The organism is Mycolicibacterium arenosum, from assembly GCF_024320865.1.
Classification (GTDB): domain Bacteria; phylum Actinomycetota; class Actinomycetes; order Mycobacteriales; family Mycobacteriaceae; genus Mycobacterium; species Mycobacterium arenosum.
In genome coordinates this window covers 514,265-532,946 of sequence record NZ_JANDBD010000001.1, presented here as the reverse complement: position 1 = coordinate 532,946, position 18,682 = coordinate 514,265, and the positions used below count along the sequence as shown (strand labels likewise).

The 18,682-nt window shown below is 69.2% G+C and carries 14 protein-coding genes; 7 read left to right on the top strand and 7 right to left on the bottom strand.

All coding sequences use genetic code 11. The features are described 5' to 3' along the window. Positions 1-151: 151 nt before the first annotated feature. The 4 genes from NM203_RS02610 to NM203_RS02595 are packed head-to-tail and all read left to right on the top strand — an operon-like array spanning position 152 to position 5,643. Positions 152-1,129: an ABC transporter permease gene (locus tag NM203_RS02610; RefSeq protein ID WP_255058042.1), complete on the top strand. Its 978-nt coding sequence runs from the start codon at positions 152-154 to the stop codon at positions 1,127-1,129. Beyond that, positions 1,126-2,058, top strand: coding sequence for an oligopeptide ABC transporter permease OppC (locus NM203_RS02605; protein WP_255058041.1), 933 nt, complete (start codon positions 1,126-1,128; stop codon positions 2,056-2,058). Before NM203_RS02610 ends, NM203_RS02605 begins: the two co-directional genes overlap by 4 nt. Beyond that, the gene (locus NM203_RS02600) at positions 2,055-3,911 is read left to right on the top strand and encodes an oligopeptide ABC transporter ATP-binding protein OppD (RefSeq protein ID WP_255058040.1); all 1,857 of its coding nucleotides are present in this window, start codon (positions 2,055-2,057) and stop codon (positions 3,909-3,911) included. The genes NM203_RS02605 and NM203_RS02600 overlap by 4 nt, the downstream gene beginning before the upstream one ends. A gap of 58 nt (positions 3,912-3,969) precedes the next feature. Continuing rightward, on the top strand, positions 3,970-5,643 hold the full coding sequence (locus NM203_RS02595) for an oligopeptide ABC transporter substrate-binding protein OppA (RefSeq protein ID WP_255058039.1): 1,674 nt from the start codon (positions 3,970-3,972) through the stop codon (positions 5,641-5,643). Positions 5,644-5,659: 16 nt separating this feature from the next. Here the strand turns inward: NM203_RS02595 and NM203_RS02590 are convergent, their stop codons facing one another. The 5 genes from NM203_RS02590 to NM203_RS02570 all read right to left on the bottom strand — a co-directional run bounded on the left by NM203_RS02590 (position 5,660) and on the right by NM203_RS02570 (position 13,115). After that, positions 5,660-7,192 (bottom strand): GMC family oxidoreductase, encoded by a 1,533-nt coding sequence (locus NM203_RS02590; RefSeq protein WP_255058038.1) that lies wholly within the window; start codon positions 7,190-7,192, stop codon positions 5,660-5,662. A 41-nt stretch (positions 7,193-7,233) separates the two neighbouring features. Beyond that, positions 7,234-9,840 (bottom strand): AAA family ATPase, encoded by a 2,607-nt coding sequence (locus NM203_RS02585; protein ID WP_255058037.1) that lies wholly within the window; start codon positions 9,838-9,840, stop codon positions 7,234-7,236. After that, complete coding sequence (locus NM203_RS02580) at positions 9,837-10,988, bottom strand: metallophosphoesterase family protein (protein ID WP_255058036.1); 1,152 nt, start codon at positions 10,986-10,988, stop codon at positions 9,837-9,839. Before NM203_RS02580 ends, NM203_RS02585 begins: the two co-directional genes overlap by 4 nt. A 106-nt stretch (positions 10,989-11,094) precedes the next feature. Continuing rightward, a complete protein-coding gene (locus tag NM203_RS02575; protein WP_255058035.1) occupies positions 11,095-12,468 on the bottom strand; it encodes a PepSY-associated TM helix domain-containing protein in 1,374 nt (457 codons plus the stop codon). 119 nt (positions 12,469-12,587) lie between these two features. Beyond that, the gene (locus tag NM203_RS02570; RefSeq protein ID WP_255058034.1) at positions 12,588-13,115 is read right to left on the bottom strand and encodes a hypothetical protein; all 528 of its coding nucleotides are present in this window, start codon (positions 13,113-13,115) and stop codon (positions 12,588-12,590) included. 30 nt (positions 13,116-13,145) lie between these two features. Here NM203_RS02570 and NM203_RS02565 point away from each other — a divergent pair, with 30 nt between their 5' ends. Then, entirely contained in the window at positions 13,146-13,658 is a 513-nt protein-coding gene (locus NM203_RS02565) for a SixA phosphatase family protein (RefSeq protein WP_255058033.1), read from the top strand. 100 nt (positions 13,659-13,758) lie between these two features. On the opposite strand, the gene NM203_RS02560 is transcribed toward NM203_RS02565, so the two are convergent. Further along, a complete protein-coding gene (locus tag NM203_RS02560; protein ID WP_408633282.1) occupies positions 13,759-14,316 on the bottom strand; it encodes a DUF3558 domain-containing protein in 558 nt (185 codons plus the stop codon). Then, positions 14,313-14,846 (bottom strand): DUF3558 domain-containing protein, encoded by a 534-nt coding sequence (locus tag NM203_RS02555; RefSeq protein ID WP_255058294.1) that lies wholly within the window; start codon positions 14,844-14,846, stop codon positions 14,313-14,315. Before NM203_RS02555 ends, NM203_RS02560 begins: the two co-directional genes overlap by 4 nt. Positions 14,847-15,014: 168 nt before the next feature. Here NM203_RS02555 and NM203_RS02550 point away from each other — a divergent pair, with 168 nt between their 5' ends. Both NM203_RS02550 and NM203_RS02545 read left to right on the top strand, forming a co-directional pair. Next, complete coding sequence (locus NM203_RS02550) at positions 15,015-16,751, top strand: ABC transporter ATP-binding protein (RefSeq protein WP_255058032.1); 1,737 nt, start codon at positions 15,015-15,017, stop codon at positions 16,749-16,751. Next, positions 16,748-18,652 (top strand): ABC transporter ATP-binding protein, encoded by a 1,905-nt coding sequence (locus NM203_RS02545; protein WP_255058030.1) that lies wholly within the window; start codon positions 16,748-16,750, stop codon positions 18,650-18,652. Before NM203_RS02550 ends, NM203_RS02545 begins: the two co-directional genes overlap by 4 nt. Positions 18,653-18,682: the final 30 nt, after the last annotated feature.

Here is an 18,682-nt window from a genome sequence, read left to right as displayed (position 1 = left end):
GAGGTCTGCGGTAACCCCTTCGTGAGCGTGGGTAACCGATGGGGCCGGAGCCGAAACACGCCGCGCCCGAACCGCCACTTCACAGGGCCTTCCCACGTCGGGCAGGGCCGATCTCCTACCCTGTGCGCATGCGGACAGCGGCGGCGGCGGCGTGACGCGCTTCCTGGCGCGCCGCCTGCTGAACTACGCGGTGCTGCTCGTCATCGCCTCGTTCATGGCGTTCGCGCTGACGTCGTGGTCGTTCAATCCGCTCGAGAGTCTGGAGAGTCGCAGTCCGAAGCCCCCGCCGGAGGTCATCCAGCAGACCGCGATGATGCTCAACCTCGACAAGCCGCTGCTGGAGCGTTACGTGCACTGGGTGGCGGGCCTCGTACGGGGCGACCTCGGGTTCACCATCACGGGTCAGCCCGTGACCGCGGAACTGTGGCAGCGCATCGGCGTCAGCCTGCGACTGGTGCTCATCGGATCGGTCATCGGAACCGTCATCGGCGTCGTCATCGGTGCATGGGGTGCCATCCAGCAGTACCACCTCTCCGACCGGGTCATCACGATCATCTCGCTGATCCTCATCAGCACACCGACTTTCGTGCTCGCCTCGGTGCTGATGCTGCCCGCCAACGCGATCAACCACGCTGTCGGTTTCGAGTTGTTCCAGTACATCGGGGAGACATCCGCATCCCCGCCCGCCGACGCGTGGGGCGCACTCGTGGACCGGCTGAAACACCTGGTGCTGCCCACCGTCACGCTGGCGCTCTTCGCCATCGCGGGATACAGCCGCTACCAACGCAACGCGATGCTCGACGAACTCGGTAGGGACTACATCCGCACCGCCAGGGCGAAGGGCCTGACGCGACGTCAGGCACTGTTCAAGCACGGCCTGCGCACCGCGCTCATCCCGATGGCGACGCTGTTCGCCTACAGCGTCGGCGGTCTCGTCACGGGCTCGGTGTTCGTGGAGCAGATCTTCGCGTGGCACGGGATGGGAGAGTGGGTGTTGCAGGGGATCACGAATCAGGACACCAACGTCGTCGTCGCGTACACGCTCTTCACCGGGGTCACGGTCCTGCTAGCGGGAATGCTGTCCGACGTCGTCTACGCGGCGCTCGACCCGAGAGTGCGGGTGTCGTGAGCGAACCCGTGACGACCACCTCATCGACGACCGCGAAGTCCGGCATCGACCCGAACGTCTTCGCGTCGCGACGAACCCTGGTGCGCCGCCGTTTCCTCGGAAACACGCCCGCGGTCGTCGCGCTCGCCGTACTCGCGATCATGTTCATCGGCTGCTACGCTCTGCCGCCGCTGCTGCCGTACGACTACTCCGACCTCGACTACACGGCGTTGCAGGAGCCGCCGTCGCTGCAGCACTGGTTCGGCACCAACGCGCTCGGGCAGGACCTGTTCGCGCAGACGTTGCGGGGCATGCAGAAGTCGATGCTGATCGGGGTGTGCGTGGCGTTCGCCTCGACGCTGATCGCCGCGACGGTCGGGGCCGTCGCCGGATACTTCGGCGGGTTACGCGACCGCGCGCTGATGTGGATCGTCGACCTCCTGCTGGTGGTGCCGAGCTTCATCCTGGTGGCCATCGTGACGCCGCGACTCGGGCAGGACGCCAGGATCTTCTGGCTGATCGTGTTGTTCTCGCTGTTCGGGTGGATGATCAGTTCGCGCATGGTCCGCGGCCTCACGATGAGCCTGCGGGAACGCGAGTTCGTCACCGCCGCAAGGTACATGGGTGTCAGCAACACCCGGATCATCGTGCGGCACGTGCTGCCGAACGTCGCGTCCATCCTCATCATCGACACCGCGCTCAACGTCGGCGTCGCGATCATGGCCGAAACCGGCCTGAGCTTCCTGGGCTTCGGCATTCAGGCGCCCGACGTCTCCCTCGGCACGCTCATCGCCGACGGGAAGAACTCGGTGCTGACGTTCTCCTGGCTGTTCCTGTTCCCGGCGGGCGTGCTGGTGCTGATCGTGTTGTGCGCCAACCTGGTCGGTGACGGGCTGCGAGACGCGTTCGACCCGGACAGCCGCAGGCCCAAGCGGAGCCGACGCCCGTGAGCCTGCTCGAGGTGACCGACCTCCACGTCACGTTCCCGACCGACACCGAGGACGTCGCCGCCGTCCGCGGGATGGACTTCCACGTCGAGGCCGGCGAGGTGCTCGCGATCGTCGGCGAATCGGGCTCCGGCAAGTCGGCCACCGCGATGGCGCTGATCGGTCTGCTGCCCGAGCACGCGCGGGTGTCGGGGTCGGTGCGTTTGGCCGCCGCGCGCGGAGCGGGCAGTGAAGCCTCAGACGAGCTCATCGGCCTCGGCGACCACCGGATGTCGGCCATTCGGGGCGCCCGAATCGGCACGGTGTTCCAGGATCCGATGTCGGCGCTCACCCCCGTCTACACCGTCGGCGACCAGATCGCCGAAGCCCTTCGGGTCCATCAGCGCGACCTCGGCAAGCAGGCCGCACGCGCGCGGGCGGTCGAACTGCTCGACCTGGTGGGCATCACCCAACCCGAACAGCGCGCCCGGTCGTTCCCGCACGAACTGTCCGGCGGGGAGCGGCAGCGCGTCGTCATCGCCATCGCGATCGCCAACGACCCCGACCTCATCATCTGCGACGAGCCGACCACCGCGCTCGACGTGACCGTGCAGGCGCAGATCCTCGACGTGCTGAAGACGGCGCGCGACGTCACGGGGGCCGGCGTGCTGATCATCACCCACGACCTCGGCGTGGTCGCCGAGTTCGCCGACCGCGCGCTGGTGATGTACGCCGGCCGCGCCGTCGAGGTCGCGCCGGTCGGTACGTTGTACGCCGATCGTCGAATGCCCTACACCGCAGGACTTCTCGGTTCGGTACCACGGCTCGACGCGCCTCAGGGCGCCCGGCTGGTGCCGATTCCCGGCGCCCCGCCGTCGCTGGCCGCCCTGCCCGAGGGGTGTCCGTTCGCACCGCGGTGCCCGCTGGTGATCGACGACTGCCGCACGCGCGAACCGGATCTCCGAGAGATCGCGGCGGACCACGCCGCCGCCTGCATTCGCACGGACGACGTGGCCGGTCGCAGCGCGGCCGAACTGTACGGTGTCTCCACCGCCCCGCCCGACGAGTCGGCCCACGGTGCGGGGCCCGCGGTACTGCGCGTGCGCGACCTGGTGAAGACCTTCCCGCTCACGAAGGGGATCGTGTTCCGCCGACGGATCGGCGAGGTCCGCGCGGTCGACGGCATCAGCTTCGAACTGCACGAGGGGCGCACGCTCGCGATCGTCGGCGAGTCCGGCTCCGGGAAATCCACCACACTGCATCAGATCCTGGAACTGACTGCGCCGCAAGGTGGTTCGATCGAGGTGCTCGGGCGCGACGTCGCACAGCTGGACACCCGGTCGCGCCGGGAGGTGCGCGGTGACCTCCAGGTGGTGTTCCAGGATCCCGTCGCATCGCTGGACCCGCGCCTGCCGATCTACGAGGTGCTGGCCGAGCCGTTGACGGCGAACGGATACGACACGCCCCGCATCGGCGAGCGGGTCGCCGAGTTGCTCGGCATCGTCGGCCTTCGTCGCGAGGACGCCAGCCGGTATCCCGCCGAGTTCTCCGGCGGCCAGAAGCAGCGCATCGGCATCGCTCGCGCACTAGCGCTGCAGCCCAGGATCCTCGCGCTCGACGAACCGGTCTCCGCACTCGACGTGTCGATCCAGGCGGGCATCATCAACCTGCTGCTGGATCTGCAGCAGCGGTTCGGGCTGTCCTACCTGTTCGTCTCACACGACCTGTCGGTGGTCAAGCACCTGGCCCACGACGTCGCGGTGATGTATCGCGGGGTGATCGTCGAACAGGGCGACGCCGACACCGTCTTCGGGTCACCGAGCCACGACTACACCAGGCGCCTGCTCGCCGCGGTGCCGCAGCCGACCCCCGGCTAACGGCTCGCTTCGGAGCGTTGACCACCACGAAGCCTCCGAACCTCTAGCATCGGCGATCATGATGTTGCGTTCACTTCGCGCCGCCGTCAGCGCCGCGCTGGTCGTCGGTCTGACCCTCACCGGCTGTTCGGGCGGCACCGAGTCGGCGCCGTCGCCCGGTGGGAACGCCGAGTTGGGCGCCACCAACGACATCAATCCCCAGGAACCGGCCACCCTGCAGGACGGCGGCACCCTCCGGTTGTCGCTGTCCGGCTACCCGCCCAACTTCAACACGCTGCACATCGACGGAAACCTCGGCGAGCTCGGCGGCATGCTGCGGCCGACGATGCCGCGGGCGTTCGTCGTGGCCCCCAACGGTGAAACCTCGGTCAACAAGGACTACTTCACGAACGTCGAGCTCACGAAGACCGAGCCGCAGGAAGTCACCTACACGATCAACCCGAAGGCGGTGTGGAGCGACGGCACCCCGATCACCTGGGAGGACATCGCCGCCCAGATCAACGCGACCAAGGGCACCGACCCCGCCTACCGAATCGCCTCGCCGAACGGCAGCGAGCGCGTCGCGAGCGTCACGCGCGGCGTCGACGATCGCCAGGCGATCATCACGTTCGCCAGGCACTATGCCGACTGGCAGGGCATGTTCGCAGGCAACACGTTCCTCTACCCCAAGGCGGTGACGGGCACGCCCGAGGCGTTCGACAAGGGCCAGCTCAACGCCCCCGGTCCGTCGGCGGGGCCGTTCATCGTCACCGGCCTGGACAAGGCCGCCCAGCGCGTCACACTCACCCGCAACCCGAAGTGGTGGGGCACACCGCCGAAATTGGACTCGATCACCTACACCGTGCTGTCCGACGACGCGAAGATCCCGGCCCTGGAGAACAACGCGATCGACGCGGTCGGGCTGGCGACGCTCGATGACCTCACCAGGGCCAAGCGGCTCGCCAACGTCGCGATCCGCCGGGCACCCGCCAACAGCTGGTACCACTTCACGTTCAACGGCGCCGAGGGCTCGATCCTGGCCGACCCGAAACTGCGCGTCGCCGTCATGAAGGGCATCGACAGGCAGGCGATCGCCGACATCAGCCAGCGCGGCATGGTCGACACACCGCGACCGTTGAACAATCACATCTACCTGGCGGGCCAGGAAGGCTATCAGGACAACAGCATTCCGTTCGACGCCGAGGCGGCCAAGCGCGATCTCGACGCCCTTGGGTGGACGATGAACGGCCAGTTCCGCGAGAAGGACGGCAGGCAGCTCACCATCCGCGACGTGTTCTACGACGCGCAGAGCACCCGGCAGATCGCCCAGATCGCGCAGGCCAACCTCGCGCAGATCGGCGTCAATCTGCAATTGAGCGCCGTCGCCGGCGGGTCGCTGTTCAGCGACTACGTCAACCCCGGCAACTTCGATATCGTCCAATTCGCTTACGGCGGTGACGCGTTCCCACTGTCCAGCCTGACGCAGATCTACGCGAGCGACGGGTCGGGTAACCGCGGCCGAATCGGCAGCCCGGAGATCGACGCACAGATCGAGAAGACCCTCGCCGAGCTGGATCCGACCAAGGCGCGGGAGTACGCCAACGAACTCGACACGATGCTGTGGGACATCGGCCACAGCCTGCCGTTGTTCCAGTCGGCCGGAAACGTGGCGGTGCGAAGCAATCTGGCGAACTTCGGCCCCGCGGGGATCGGCGACCTGAACTACTCCGCGATCGGCTTCATGAAGCCCTAGAGTTCACGGTCGTCACTCAGCCGGCCAGGATCAGCTCGGAAGCCCTCTCCCCGATCACCACGCTGGGAGCGTGCGTGTGGCCGCGGATGATCGTGGGCATCACCGAGGCGTCGGCGACGCGCAGACCGTCGACGCCGCGGACCCGGAGCGTCGGGTCGACCACACTGGCGTCGTCGGTGCCCATCCGGCACGTGCCGACCGGGTGGTACAGGGTGTGCGATACCGACGTCAGCGCCGTCTCGAGCGTCTCGTCGCTGAGCTCGGTCGCACCGGTCGGGCGGGCGATCGCACCGAGCACCGCCCGCATGGCGGGGCTCTGCGCGATTCGCGCGGTGATACGTAGCCCGGCCAGCAGCACGTCACGATCGTCGGGATCGCTGAGGTACTGCGGGTCGATCACCGGCTTGTCGAACGGGTCCGCGGAGCGCAGCGTGACGCTGCCACGACTCTTCGGCTTCAGCAGGATCGGGCCCATGGCGATGGCGTGCCGGGGATACGGGTCGCCGTGGCCCTCGTCGAAGAACGGTGCAGGCGCGAAGATCAGTTCCAGATCCGGCACCTCGAGATCGTCTCTGCTGCGGACGAATCCGTAGGCCTCGCCGACGTTGGAGGTCAGCATCCCGCGCCGCCGGAGCAGGTAGTTGACCAGCTGCCCCGGCTTCTCGGCGGCGAACAGGGTGTCGGCGTCGGCGTCGAATCCCATCGGCACGCACAGGTGGTCGGCCAGGTTGCGGCCGACCTCGGGTTGATGCACCGCGGCGTCGATGCCGTGGTCGGCGAGTAACTCGCGGTCGCCGATCCCGGACAGCATGAGCAACTGCGGGCTGTTGATCGCGCCGCCGCAGAGAACGACCTCGCGCCGCGCCCGCACCACCTGTCGTCGACCGCCGTGCTGGTACTCGACCCCGACGGCGCGGTTGCCGTCGAACAGCACCCTGGTCGCGTGCGCCTCGGTGATCACCGTGAGGTTCGGCCTGCGCATCGCGGGTCGCAGGTACGCGTCAGCGGTACTCCACCGCGCACCTCGGCGCTGGGTCACCATCGTCTGGCAGAACCCCTCCGGCGCAGCGCTGTTGGGCTCCTCGACGCGGTACCCGCACTCGGCCGCGGCCGCCAGCCACGCGGCCGTCAGGCTGCGTGGGCTGCGTTGCTCCGACACCACCAGCGGGCCGGATTCGATTCGGGTGAAGTACTTCTCGACGTTGGCGTAGTTCCACCCCTCCCCGGCGACCTCACCCCACTCGTCGTAGTCGGCGGCGAATCCGCGCACCCACATCATCGCGTTCATCGACGACGAGCCGCCCAGCGTCTTGCCACGCGGCCAGTAGATCTCGCGGCCGTCGAGCTGCTTCTGCGGCTCGGTGGCGTAGTCCCAGTCCGTCTCGCTGTGAAACAACCGGGCGAACCCGGCGGGGATGTGGATGAACCTGTCCTTGTCCGGCGGGCCCGCCTCCAGCACGGTCACCCGCACGTCCGAAGCGGCGCTCAGTCGGTTTGCCACGACGGCGCCGGCCGAGCCAGTACCCACGACGATGTAGTCGGCGTCCATCCCGCGGAGTCTAGGAGGACGACACGGCGCTGTGGTCGGAACTACGCACTCAGTTCGACGTGTTGGGCGTCGCCGACCGAGGCGTACCGGTCCGGTGCGCACGTCAGCACGATGACCTGGCCGTCGCCGCCGACGGCGTCGAACACCTCACCCATCTTCGCGAGCCGCACGGCGTCGGTGAATCCCAGCGCGTCGTCGATGACGACGGGGACGCCGTCCTCCTTGGCGACGAGTGCGGCACCCGCCAGGCGTGCCACGATGCCGAGCTGCTCCTTGGCGCCCCCCGACAGCGAGTCGTAGGGCACCGTGCAGCCGTTCAGCGTCCGGCTGAGAATGCGCAGCGCGGAGTCGATCTCGACCTTGAAGTCGGCGCCGAACACGATGCGGCCCAGCCGTTCGACCTCGCGTCGGAACGGCTCGACGTACCGCTCCCGCGACGCGTCCCGGTGCCGGTTCATCACAGCACGCAGGAGATCGGCCGCGCCGGAGCGACGCTTCAGCCGCGCGTGCTCGGAGGCGGCGTGCTGCCTCTCGGCCTCAGCGTCGTCCAAGCGGCCCTTGCGGCCCTCACCGCCGTACACCTTCAGCTGGGCGGAGACATCGCGCAGTTCCTCGCCGACCTCGTCGTGGCATGCCGCCACGCGGGCGGCGGTGCGGGCGGCATCGGCGAGCTCGGAGGCGACCGCATCGGGCGCCAGGCAGGCGAGTTCGGCGGTCAGGGTCTGCACCCGTGCCACGGCCTCGGCGGTGCGCTGCGCGGTGTCCGCCGCCGTGGCCGCCAACTGCTCGTCGGTGTCGATTGCACGCTGCGCGTCGAGTTCGGCTGTGCCCGTGCGCAGTTGCTCACGGGACCCGGCTGCCTTCTCGGTCAGCACGGTGAGGCGGGTGGTCGCGTCGGCGACCGCTGCGGCGGCCTTCTCGGCGGCGATGCGCTGCGCGTTGCACTGAGCGACGGCAGCGCGATGTCCCGCGACGGCCGACTCGAGATGGGCGCGGGCGGCGTCCGCGTCACCGGAGACGTCCACGACGTCGCGCAGCGCCGTCAGCCTCGCACGCAGCGTGTCGAGATCGTCGCCCGCCAGCAGGCCCTCGCGGGTCGCCCTCAGCCGGTCGCGCTCGGACGACACGCCGCGCAGGCGGTCGAACTCGGCGCGCGCGGCATCGACATCGGCAACACCGGCCACCTCCAGCAGCGAGGCCAGGTACTCCCGTGCGGCGTCGAGCGTCGCCTGCGAGTCGGCAGCCGATTCGCCGGGGACGACGCGGATGCTGACCACACCGGGGACCTCGACGTCGGTATCCGACGACACGACCACCGAGTGGACGGCCCCCGCGGCGAGTTCCACCGAGCTGCCCGCCACGCTCAGGGCGAGATCGGCCAACGCGGTGACCTCCACACGCGCCGAAAGGGATTCGGCCTTGGCGGCCTGCACCTCGACTGCGGTCTGCGCGGTCTCGATGCCCTTCATCACCTTCGCCGTCAGGGTGCCCGCCTCGAGGGCCCGCGCGGCCGCGGCGAGTTCGTCGTCGGTGGTGTCGAGCTTCGCGACTCGGGCCGCCAACCGCACGGCCTCGTCGCGCCGCACGATCGCGTCGACGGCGCTGCGCGCGTCGCGCACGGCGAGGTCGGCCTCATCGGCCGCGGCGCGCGACTTCTCGGCGGCAGCGTGCGCAGCCGTGGCCGCAGCCTGTGCGGTGCCGTGCTCGGCGGTCGCAACGCCGACGGCCGTATCGAGTTCGGCGATGGCGCCGGCGAGCACCTCGAGCGCGGCGCACTGCGCGGCGCGACGCTGCGCCTTCTCCACCGCCGCCCCGTGCGCCGCGCCGACCGCGTCGGCCAGCGCGCGGGCGTGGTCCAGGCGACCCCGCATCGTCGCCACCGCTGCCGCGGCGGTCTTCGCCGCGTCCAGGCGCTGCGCGGCCGCGGACCGTTCCAGGGCCAATCGGGCGAGACGCTCGGCGAGCTCACCGTGGCGGGCCACGGCGCCGTCGACCTCGTCGACGGCGGCTTGGCACTCGGCGACCCGGTCGACCGCCTGCTGCAGTCGCTTGGTCGCGGCCAGCCACTCGGAGGTGGGCCTGCCCGTCGCGGTGAAGTACTGGCGGTACTCGAGGTCGATCTGATCGACCAGCAGCGGCTCCACGCCCGAGAGCGTCGCCGCCTGCCCGGCCGCGGCGTCGAGTGCCCGTGACAGCGCGTCGCTGCCCGACAGGTCTACCGGCCCGGTCGAACCGGACTGCAGAATCCGTTGTGCACGCCAGAGATCCATGTCGACCGTCTCGGCGAGGATGGCCAGCACGCGTTCGTGCGCCTCGTCACCGGTGAGCTGCTCACGGACCGGCGCGTGAACCGTCAACTCCGTCTGCGCCTGCTTGTGGAAGCGCTTGCGGTACACGAACCTGTACTGCCCCGACGAGATCTCGGCGGTCACCTCCGCGCCGACGTCGGCGTGCGTGGGCTTGACGTCCTTGACCTCGCGCTTGGTCGAGCGGTCCTTGACCTCGAGCAGCATGTCGATGGCCTCGATCATCGAGGACTTGCCGATCTCGTTGGCGCCGCTGATGACGACCACCCCGCGATCGGGGAACTGCACCTCGCGATGTGAGATGCCGCGGTAGTTCGTCAATACCAACCGGTGCAGTTTCACGCCGCGCTCCCTCTGTCGACGATGCGTCGCAGCAGCGCCAGCGCCGCCTGTGCGTCCTCGGACCGCGCACCGCCCGCTGCCGCGAGAGTCACCAGTTCGTCGACTGCCGCCGCCGCGAAGCCGCCCACACCGAGATCGTCGAACTCACCCTCGGCGGGGAGCACCGCGACGTCGGTCTCCTTGTCCCACATGGTAAGTGCGGCGAACAGCCGGCTGTACTTGGCGACGCACTCGTCGAGCGCCGCCATGTCGGTGACGCTCAGCGTGCCGGTGAGCCCGACCTGAACGACCGTGCGCTCCTTGTCGGTCAGGTTGTCCAGGTTGATGTCCAGATCGGTGACATCCCGCGCACTGTCGACGGTGTGGCGCAGCGTGAGGAAGCGCCACCGCCCGACCCGGCGGGCGTCGACCTGGACCGGATGCGCGGCGTCGTCCTCGTCGACGTCCACGACCAGCACGTGCCCCGAGTCGGGCTCCACGTGGTCGTAATTCGTCACCTCGGGTGAGCCCGAGTACCACACCCGGCCCGAACCGCCGACCTGCATGCGGGAGTGCTTGTCGCCCAACGCCACATAGTGGACGGCGCGCCGCTCGAGCGCCGCCTCGACCGTGGCCAGCCGGATCTGCGACGCCTTCTCGCGGTCCGGTTCGAAGATGTCCACTCCGCCGTGGCCGACGGCGATGCGGATGGTGCCGTCACCGGTCAGGTCGGCGAGCGCGGCACCGAGCAGATCGACGGTCGGCCTCTTGGAACGCCAAGGCGCACTGACGATCTGGACACCGGGCCGCACGTCGATCACACCGTCGCGATCGAGCACGACGACGTTGTCGGGACGTTGCGCGGTGAACAGCGGGCTGGTGTAGACCGATCCCGCGTCGAGCGGATCGTGATTGCCGGGCAGCAGGTACACCGGAACGCCGATGCCCCGCATGGCCTCCAGCGACTGCGCCACCACCCCTGGGGCCAGTTGGTTGTGCTCGAACACGTCACCGGCGACGACCACGAACTCGGCGCCGACCTCCGCGACGAGCGCACCGAGACCGGCGACCGCGTCACGACGTGCGGCCGAATACCGCGGCTGCGCCTCGTCGTTCAGGAAGTGCCGAGTCATGCCGAGTTGCCAGTCGGCGGTGTGAATGAAACGCATCCGGATGGCTCCCCTTCTCTGTGGACGACACGGCCTCGTCGATAACCGGGCATGGCGAGTGTAGGTCCGCGGACCGACAAGTCCGCGGACCTCACTCGGCATGTGGCTAGCCGGCCCTCACCCGCCCGACGATCGCGTCGAGCACCAGGAACGCCGCGAGGCTGATGCCGAGCAGCGGCAGGACGACCCCGACGGCCACCGCACCCACGGTCAGCGCCCCGAGCACCGCCGGATGCTGCCTGCGCAGGAACCCGCGCACCGGCGGCCTCCCGACCGCCCACTGCGTCCCCCGCGTCGGCCTGCGCTGCCACCACATGCGGTAGCCGCGAACGATGACCGTCACCAGCGCCACCGCGATACCGAACAGCAGGAGTTGGTTGAGCCACCCGAACAGGAAGCCCATGTGCATCCGGATCCCCCAGTCGGCGAGCTTCGCGATCGTCGAGTAGTCGCGGGCGTAATCGACGACGCTCGTCACCTGCAGCGTCGCCGGGTCGACCGCGGCCGCGTCGGTGGTCAGGCGGTACGGCTCGTCGATCTCGGTGACCCCGACGGAGTCTCCGGGCGTCGCGGGCAGGGTGAGTTCGAGCGGGGCGTCGACGCCGACACCGTTGGCCGCCCGCACCACCGCGTCGAGATCGACGGGGCCGTCGCCCCGGTGGCCACTCGAGGCACCGTGATCGTCGTGACCGCCGACGGCCGCCGTGTCGAGTTGCGGGCGCTCCCAGGCGAAGTGGGCCCGCAGATCCGACACCCACTCACCCGCGTAGGTCGACCAGGTGATCCCGGTGGCGGACAGGAACAGCAGCATCGGCAGGATCCACAGCCCGACGACCGCGTGCCAGTTGAGCGTGCGCAGCCGGCCCGTCGTCGAACGGTCGGGCAGCAACAGCCTGCTCCGACGGCGCCTGGCCCACCACAGGACGGCGCCGCCGAGCGCCACCACCCACAGCCAGGAGGCCGCCAACTCGCTGTAGACGCGGCCGGGCTCACCCAGTTGCAGGTGTCGGTGCAGGCCGTCGAGCCAGGTGCTCACCGGCAGATAGCCGAACCACGTCGGCTCCTGCCCGAGCACCCGGCCGGAATACGGGTCGACGAACACGGCGCGGGCGAACTCCTCGCCGAGATCGGGGTCGGTGAACATCACCCGCGTCGCGGCGTGCGGGTCCGCGGCCGGGCGGACCCCCGACATCTGCAGGTCGGGTACCGCAGCCCCGGCGGCCTCGGCCTGGGCGGTGAGGGGAAGCGCATCCCCCGCCGGGGTGACGGAGAGGATGTCGCCGTACACGAATCGCTCGACGGTCGGGGCGACGGCGTAGAGCGCGCCGGTGACGGCGGCGATCAGGATGAACGGTGCCACCAGGACGCCTGCGTAGAAGTGCAGGCGCCGCAGCAGCGGAAGGGGGCCGCGCTGTGCCGGCATCGAGGATGCGAGCGCGGGGTCGTCGGGGGTGGACAGGGATGGAGACGATGAGGACATGCAAGCTCGTTTCGTTTTCGTGAACGTGGCTGGCGCCGTCGCGGCCCGATGCGGGCACACGCAACGGCGAACGCCGGACGGCATCGGGGTGCGTCCGGTGTGGTGGAGGTGCGGCGGTGTTACGCGGCGGCGAGCGCCGGCGGACCCCGGGTGACGCGGCCGCAGCCGACGTCGGGGCGGGCGGCGAGGGCTGCGACGCCCCAGCGGGTGAGGATCGGACGGCGGTGCGCCGAATCGCGCAGCGCGACGAGGACGAGAACCAGCCGCCACACCGCAACCGCGACCGCCGCGAACAGGCGCTCGGCGGTACAGATCAGGGCGGCGGCGCAGAGGGCGGCGCAGAGGTGCGCGCACACCATCGCCGCCGACCACTGCGTCGCGTGCGCGTGCTCCGACGCGACGCCCAGCAGCAAGTGCCCGAGCACCTGGCCCAGCAGCAGGCAGGCGACGACGATCGGCACGCGACGGACCACGGCGGCGGACGCGGCGGCCCCCGCGACGGCGGAGCACAGCACGACGAGCAGGACGGCGGCGCTGCCGGGGAGATGGGCGCCGCCGAGGCCGTGTCCGGCGACGGCGGTCACTCCGGATATCGCGCCGACGAACACGCCGCGCAGCTGCGCGGCCTTCGTTCGTGCGGCGGTCACGGGTGAACCGTACCGGCTACCGTGACGGGGGTGAGCACGAGTGAGCGCACGTTGGTGCTGCTACGTCACGCCAAGTCGGGCTATCCGGATGGCGTCGGCGACCACGAGCGGCCGCTGGCGCCGCGCGGGGAACGCGAGGCCGGACTGGCCGGTGACTGGCTTCGGGCCAACGCACCCGCGATCGACGCCGTGCTGTGTTCGACGGCGACCCGCACCCGGCAGACCCTGGCCCGCACGGGTGTCGAGGCGCCGACGCAGTTCGTCGACCGGTTGTACGACTCGTCGCCGGGGATCACGCTGGAGGTGATCAACGGCGTCGACGACCTGTTCGGCATCGACGTCCGCACGCTGCTGGTCGTCGGGCACGAACCGACCACCTCGCAACTGGCTCTCGGCCTCGCGGGCAGCGGAGACGACGCCGCGTTCGAGGCGATGTCGCTGAAGTACCCGACGTCGGCGCTGGCCGTGCTGCGGACCGACCAACCGTGGCAGCGGCTCGAGCCGCGCAGCGCGACGCTGGTCGCGTTCCACGTGCCGCGTTGAATTCTCCTCGCGCAAGCGCTCGTCGGCGTTGAATTCTCCTCGCGCAAGCCCTCGTCGGCGTTGAATTCTCCTCGCGCAAGCGCTCGTCGGCGTTGAATTGCTAGCTGTTGGTGTTGAGCGTCAGCTCCATCAGCTTGGTCGCCATGCCGCACGCGTCGATACCCGGCGCCTGCGGGTTGACCCACCAGCCGACGGCACCCGCCGCGTCGCTCGCGACACCGCATCCGCCGTTGGCATCGGAGGTCTTCATGATGATCGAGTCGACGCCGTTGATCCTGCGGTCCTCGATCTGATACTGCAGTTCCTGGGCGACCTGCCGCTCGTTGTCGAGACTGCCCTGCTCGAACCAGAAGCGGGTGATGTCGATCAGCCCGGCGGGGTTCAGCGCCTGCCACCGGCAGATCGCGCCCACGAACGTGCTCTGGATGTCCAGCGGGTCGGCACCCACCGTCTCGGCGAGGATGTCCGTCGTCAGGACGTCGCACTCCTTGAGCAGGTTGGGGTACTTGCGCTCGGAGTCGTCGTTGCGGGCGACGTCACCGGTCCCCGCCTTCGTCGCGGTTCCCTCGACCGTGCGACCACACCCGGTGGCCAGCGTCGCCGCGGCGAGCACCGCCAGCACCGCCGCGGTCACGCGTCGGCCGGAGCGCGCGCTCACTTGGAGTTCACGATCGACTGGCGGGTGAGTTCCTTGGCGACCTCACACGCGTCGGGAAAGGGCTGGCGGTCGAAGCTGATCGACCACTCGATGAAATCGTCGTCGAACTGGATGCCGACCTCGCACAGGGCGACGCCGAGAGGCGGACTGTCGGTGTAGCCGATGAAGCCGTCGTGACCCTCGATGTTGATGTCCTCCACGCTCGTCCGCGTCAACTCCATGGTCTTGCGCTCACGACCGATCGGGCTGCCGCGGTACCAGGAGAACGAGAAGTGCGGCCCGGTGATCTGGCCGCCCGCCAACCACTGGCAGCCGACGGAGGTCTTGGCCGTGTTCACCAGTCCGGGCACCTGCGTCTGCGCGGAGATCTCGTCGTCACTGACACCACCGCACTCGGGGAAGAACGGGCCGTGCTTGATGCTTCCCTGCGGCTCCTCGCTCTGCGGCACGTCGGGCCCACCCGAATCCCCGGAGTCCGATGAACAGGCGGCGAGTAGCGGGAGCAGCGCCACGCCCGCCGCGAACAGCATCTTCGCGTTGCGCCTGCTGCAGTCGGCGCGTCGTCCAATCACGCCCGCAACTGTAGCGGCAGCCCGTGAGAAGGCTCGCAGACATGCCGACTGACCTGGCCTTTTCGTCACCGGCTCCGGACCGCGTCCCGACACGGGGCGAGCAGGTTGGTGTGCGACAGTTACGAGATGCTCTCCGGCCTGCTGCGACAGTACGCGCGGCCGTACCGCAGCTTGCTCACCGTCGTCGCCGCGCTGCAGTTGGTCAGCACGCTGGCCTCGCTGTACCTGCCGACGATCAACGCGGCGATCATCGACGACGGCGTCGCCAGGGGTGACACCGGCAGGATCACCGAACTCGGACTGCTCATGCTCGCGGTCACCGGTGGTCAGGTCGTCTGCGCCGTCGGCGCGGTGTACTTCGGATCGCGGGCGGGCATGGGCTTCGGACGCGACCTGCGCTCGGCCGTCTTCCACCACGTCACCGGACTCTCGGCCGCGGAGGCGGCGCGATTCGGCGCGCCGACCCTGCTCACCCGCACCACCAACGACGTCCAGCAGATCCAGCTTCTGGTGCAGATGACGTGCACCATGCTGATCACCGCGCCGATCATGTGCGTGGGCGGTATCGCGATGGCCGTGCACCAGGACGCCGGACTGTCGTGGCTGCTGCTGGTCAGCGTCCCGGTTCTCGCGATCGCCAACTACTGGATCATCTCGCACCTGCTGCCGCTGTTCCGCTCGATGCAGGGCCTCATCGACAACATCAACCGGGTGATGCGAGAACAACTCTCGGGTATTCGGGTGATCAGGGCGTTCGCCCGTGAGGCGAAGGAACGGGCGCGCTTCGGCGCGGCGAGCCAGCAGCTGTCCGACACCGCGCTGGCCGTCGGGCGCTGGCAGGCGCTCATGCTGCCGGTCACGACGCTGGTCATCAACGTGTCCAGCGTGGCGCTCATCTGGTTCGGCGGGATGCGCATCGACGATGGCCGGATGCAGGTGGGCTCGCTCATCGCGTTCCTGAGCTACTTCATGCAGATCCTGATGTCGGTACTGCTGGCGACGATCATCCTGGTGATCCTGCCGCGGGCATCGGTCTGCGCCGAGCGCATCACCGCCGTGCTGCACACCGACCCCGCGATCGCGAGCCCACCGAAGCCGGTTGCGCCCGCCACCGTCACCGGACGGGTGGAACTCGACGACGTGACGTTCAGCTATCCGGGTGCCGATCGGCCTGTGCTGCAGGGCATCTCGCTGACCGCGCGCCCCGGCAGCACCACGGCGATCGTCGGCTCGACGGGTTCCGGCAAGTCGACGCTGGTCTCGCTGATCTGCCGGCTGTTCGATGTCACCGGCGGCGCGATCCGGATCGACGGCATCGACGTTCGCGACTACGAGATCGAACGTCTCTGGTCGACGATCGGCCTCGTCCCGCAGCGCGGTTACCTGTTCTCGGGCACGGTGGCCGAGAACCTGCGGTTCGGCAAGTCCGACGCCGACGACGAGGAGATGTGGGCGGCGCTGCGGGTCGCGGCGGCCGACGACTTCGTGTCCGCGCACCCGGACGGCCTCGACATGCCCGTCGCGCAGGGCGGCATCAACTTCTCCGGCGGGCAGCGGCAGCGCCTGGCCATCGCCCGTGCAGTGATCCGACGGCCGACCGTCTACCTGTTCGACGACGCCTTCTCCGCACTGGACGTCCGGACCGACGCGCGGGTGCGAGCGGCGCTGCGCGAGGCCTCCGCCGACGCGACGGTGATCGTGGTGTCCCAACGCATTTCGACGGTCGCCGAAGCCGACCAGGTAGTCGTTATCGACGACGGCGCGGTCGTCGGCGTCGGCACCCACCAGACGCTGCTCGCCGACTGCGCCATCTACGCGGAGTTCGCCGACTCTCAGTCCATCGCCGTAGGAGACGCGCGATGAGCGGACCGATGAACCGCCCGATCGGCGGTGCGATGAACGCACCGACGCAGCGCTCCAAGGACTTCCGCGGCTCGGCGCTGCGCCTCGTCAAACGCCTCACGCCGCAACGCACCCTCACCGCGATGGTGCTGCTGCTCGGCATCGGCGGGATCGCGATCGGGGTGATCGGCCCGCGCGTGCTCGGACACGCCACCGATCTGCTGTTCAACGGCGTCATCGGCCGCGAACTGCCGTTGGGCCTCACCAAGGAGCAGGCCGTCGAGGCGGCCAGGGCCCGCGGCGACGGCCAGTTCGCCGACCTTCTGTCCGGGATGAACGTCATTCCCGGCTACGGTGTCGACTTCGCCGCGATCGCGCGGACGCTGCTGCTCGCACTCGGCCTCTACCTCATCGCCGCACTGATGATCTGGGTCCAGGCCCGACTGCTCAACGTCACCGTGCAGCGGACCATGGTCGCCCTGCGCTCCGACGTCGAGGACAAGGTCCATCGACTTCCACTGTCCTACTTCGACACCCGGCAACGCGGCGAGGTGCTCAGCCGCGTCACCAACGACGTCGACAACATCCAGCAGTCGTTGACGATGACCATCAGCCAACTGCTCACCTCGGTGCTGACCGTGATCGCGGTGTTCGTGATGATGCTGACGATCTCCCCGCTGCTGGCCCTCATCACGGTGCTCACCGTGCCGCTGTCGCTGCTGGCGACGCGGACCATCGCGCGACGCAGCCAGAAACTGTTCATCGACCAGTGGCGCAACACCGGGCGACTCAACGCCCACATCGAGGAGACGTACAGCGGTTTCACCGTGGTGAAGACGTTCGGCCACCGGGAGATCGCCGAGAAGAAGTTCAGCGAGTTGAACGGCGACGTGTACCGCGCCAGTTTCGGTGCCCAGTTCCTGTCCGGATTGGTCGGGCCGGCAACGACGTTCATCGGGAACGTCAGCTACGTCGCCGTGGCGGTGGTCGGCGGCATCCAGGTCGCCACCGGACAGATAACATTGGGCAGCATCCAGGCGTTCATCCAGTACGTGCGCCAGTTCAACCAGCCGCTCACCCAGGTTGCGGCCATGTACAACACCATGCAGTCCGGGATCGCCAGTGCCGAAAGGGTCTTCGACCTGCTGGACGCCGACGAGCAGCGGCCCGACCCGGTGCCGCCGACGCCGCGGGCCCAGCCGTTCGCGGGCCGAGTGGAGTTCGAGCACGTCGAGTTCGCCTACCGCCCCGGTACGCCGATCATCGAGGACCTGTCGTTCGTCGCCGAACCGGGCAGCACCGTCGCCATCGTCGGGCCGACCGGTGCGGGCAAGACCACGCTGGTCAACCTGCTGATGCGGTTCTACGAGGTCGACGAGGGCCGCATCCTGATCGACGGCGTCGACATCGCGGACATGGACCGGCACGAGTTGCGCTCCGGCATCGGCATGGTGCTGCAGGACACCTGGCTGTTCGGCGGCACCATCTACGACAACATCGCCTACGGTCGGCCCGACGCGACCGAGGCCGAGGTCATCGAGGCCGCGACGGCCGCGCACGTCGACCGGTTCGTGCACACCCTGCCAGACGGATACGAGACACGGGTTAACGACGACGGCGGCAACATCAGTGCCGGCGAGAAGCAGCTCATCACCATCGCCAGGGCGATCCTCGCGCAGCCGCGGCTGCTGATCCTCGACGAGGCCACCAGCTCGGTCGACACCCGCACCGAGCTGCTGATCCAGCTGGCCACCGCCGAACTGCGCCGCGACCGGACGAGTTTCATCATCGCGCACCGGCTGTCCACGATTCGCGACGCCGACCTGATCCTCGTCGTCGAGGCGGGCCGCATCGTCGAACGCGGCACGCACGACGAACTGCTCGCCCGCCGCGGCGAGTACTGGGCGATGGTCAATGCGTGAATGAAGTGAGCGGGGTGCTCAATCACGTTC

What these genes read in the sequence shown, in the direction of transcription:
- NM203_RS02575 (WP_255058035.1), bottom strand. Translation starts at nt 12,468, where the DNA reads ATGTCCTCATCGTCTCCATCCCTGTCCACCCCCGACGACCCCGCGCTC.
- NM203_RS02595 (WP_255058039.1), top strand. Translation starts at nt 3,970, where the DNA reads ATGATGTTGCGTTCACTTCGCGCCGCCGTCAGCGCCGCGCTGGTCGTC.
- NM203_RS02550 (WP_255058032.1), top strand. Translation starts at nt 15,015, where the DNA reads ATGCTCTCCGGCCTGCTGCGACAGTACGCGCGGCCGTACCGCAGCTTG.
- NM203_RS02545 (WP_255058030.1), top strand. Translation starts at nt 16,748, where the DNA reads ATGAGCGGACCGATGAACCGCCCGATCGGCGGTGCGATGAACGCACCG.
- NM203_RS02590 (WP_255058038.1), bottom strand. Translation starts at nt 7,192, where the DNA reads ATGGACGCCGACTACATCGTCGTGGGTACTGGCTCGGCCGGCGCCGTC.
- NM203_RS02580 (WP_255058036.1), bottom strand. Translation starts at nt 10,988, where the DNA reads ATGCGTTTCATTCACACCGCCGACTGGCAACTCGGCATGACTCGGCAC.
- NM203_RS02555 (WP_255058294.1), bottom strand. Translation starts at nt 14,846, where the DNA reads ATGCTGTTCGCGGCGGGCGTGGCGCTGCTCCCGCTACTCGCCGCCTGT.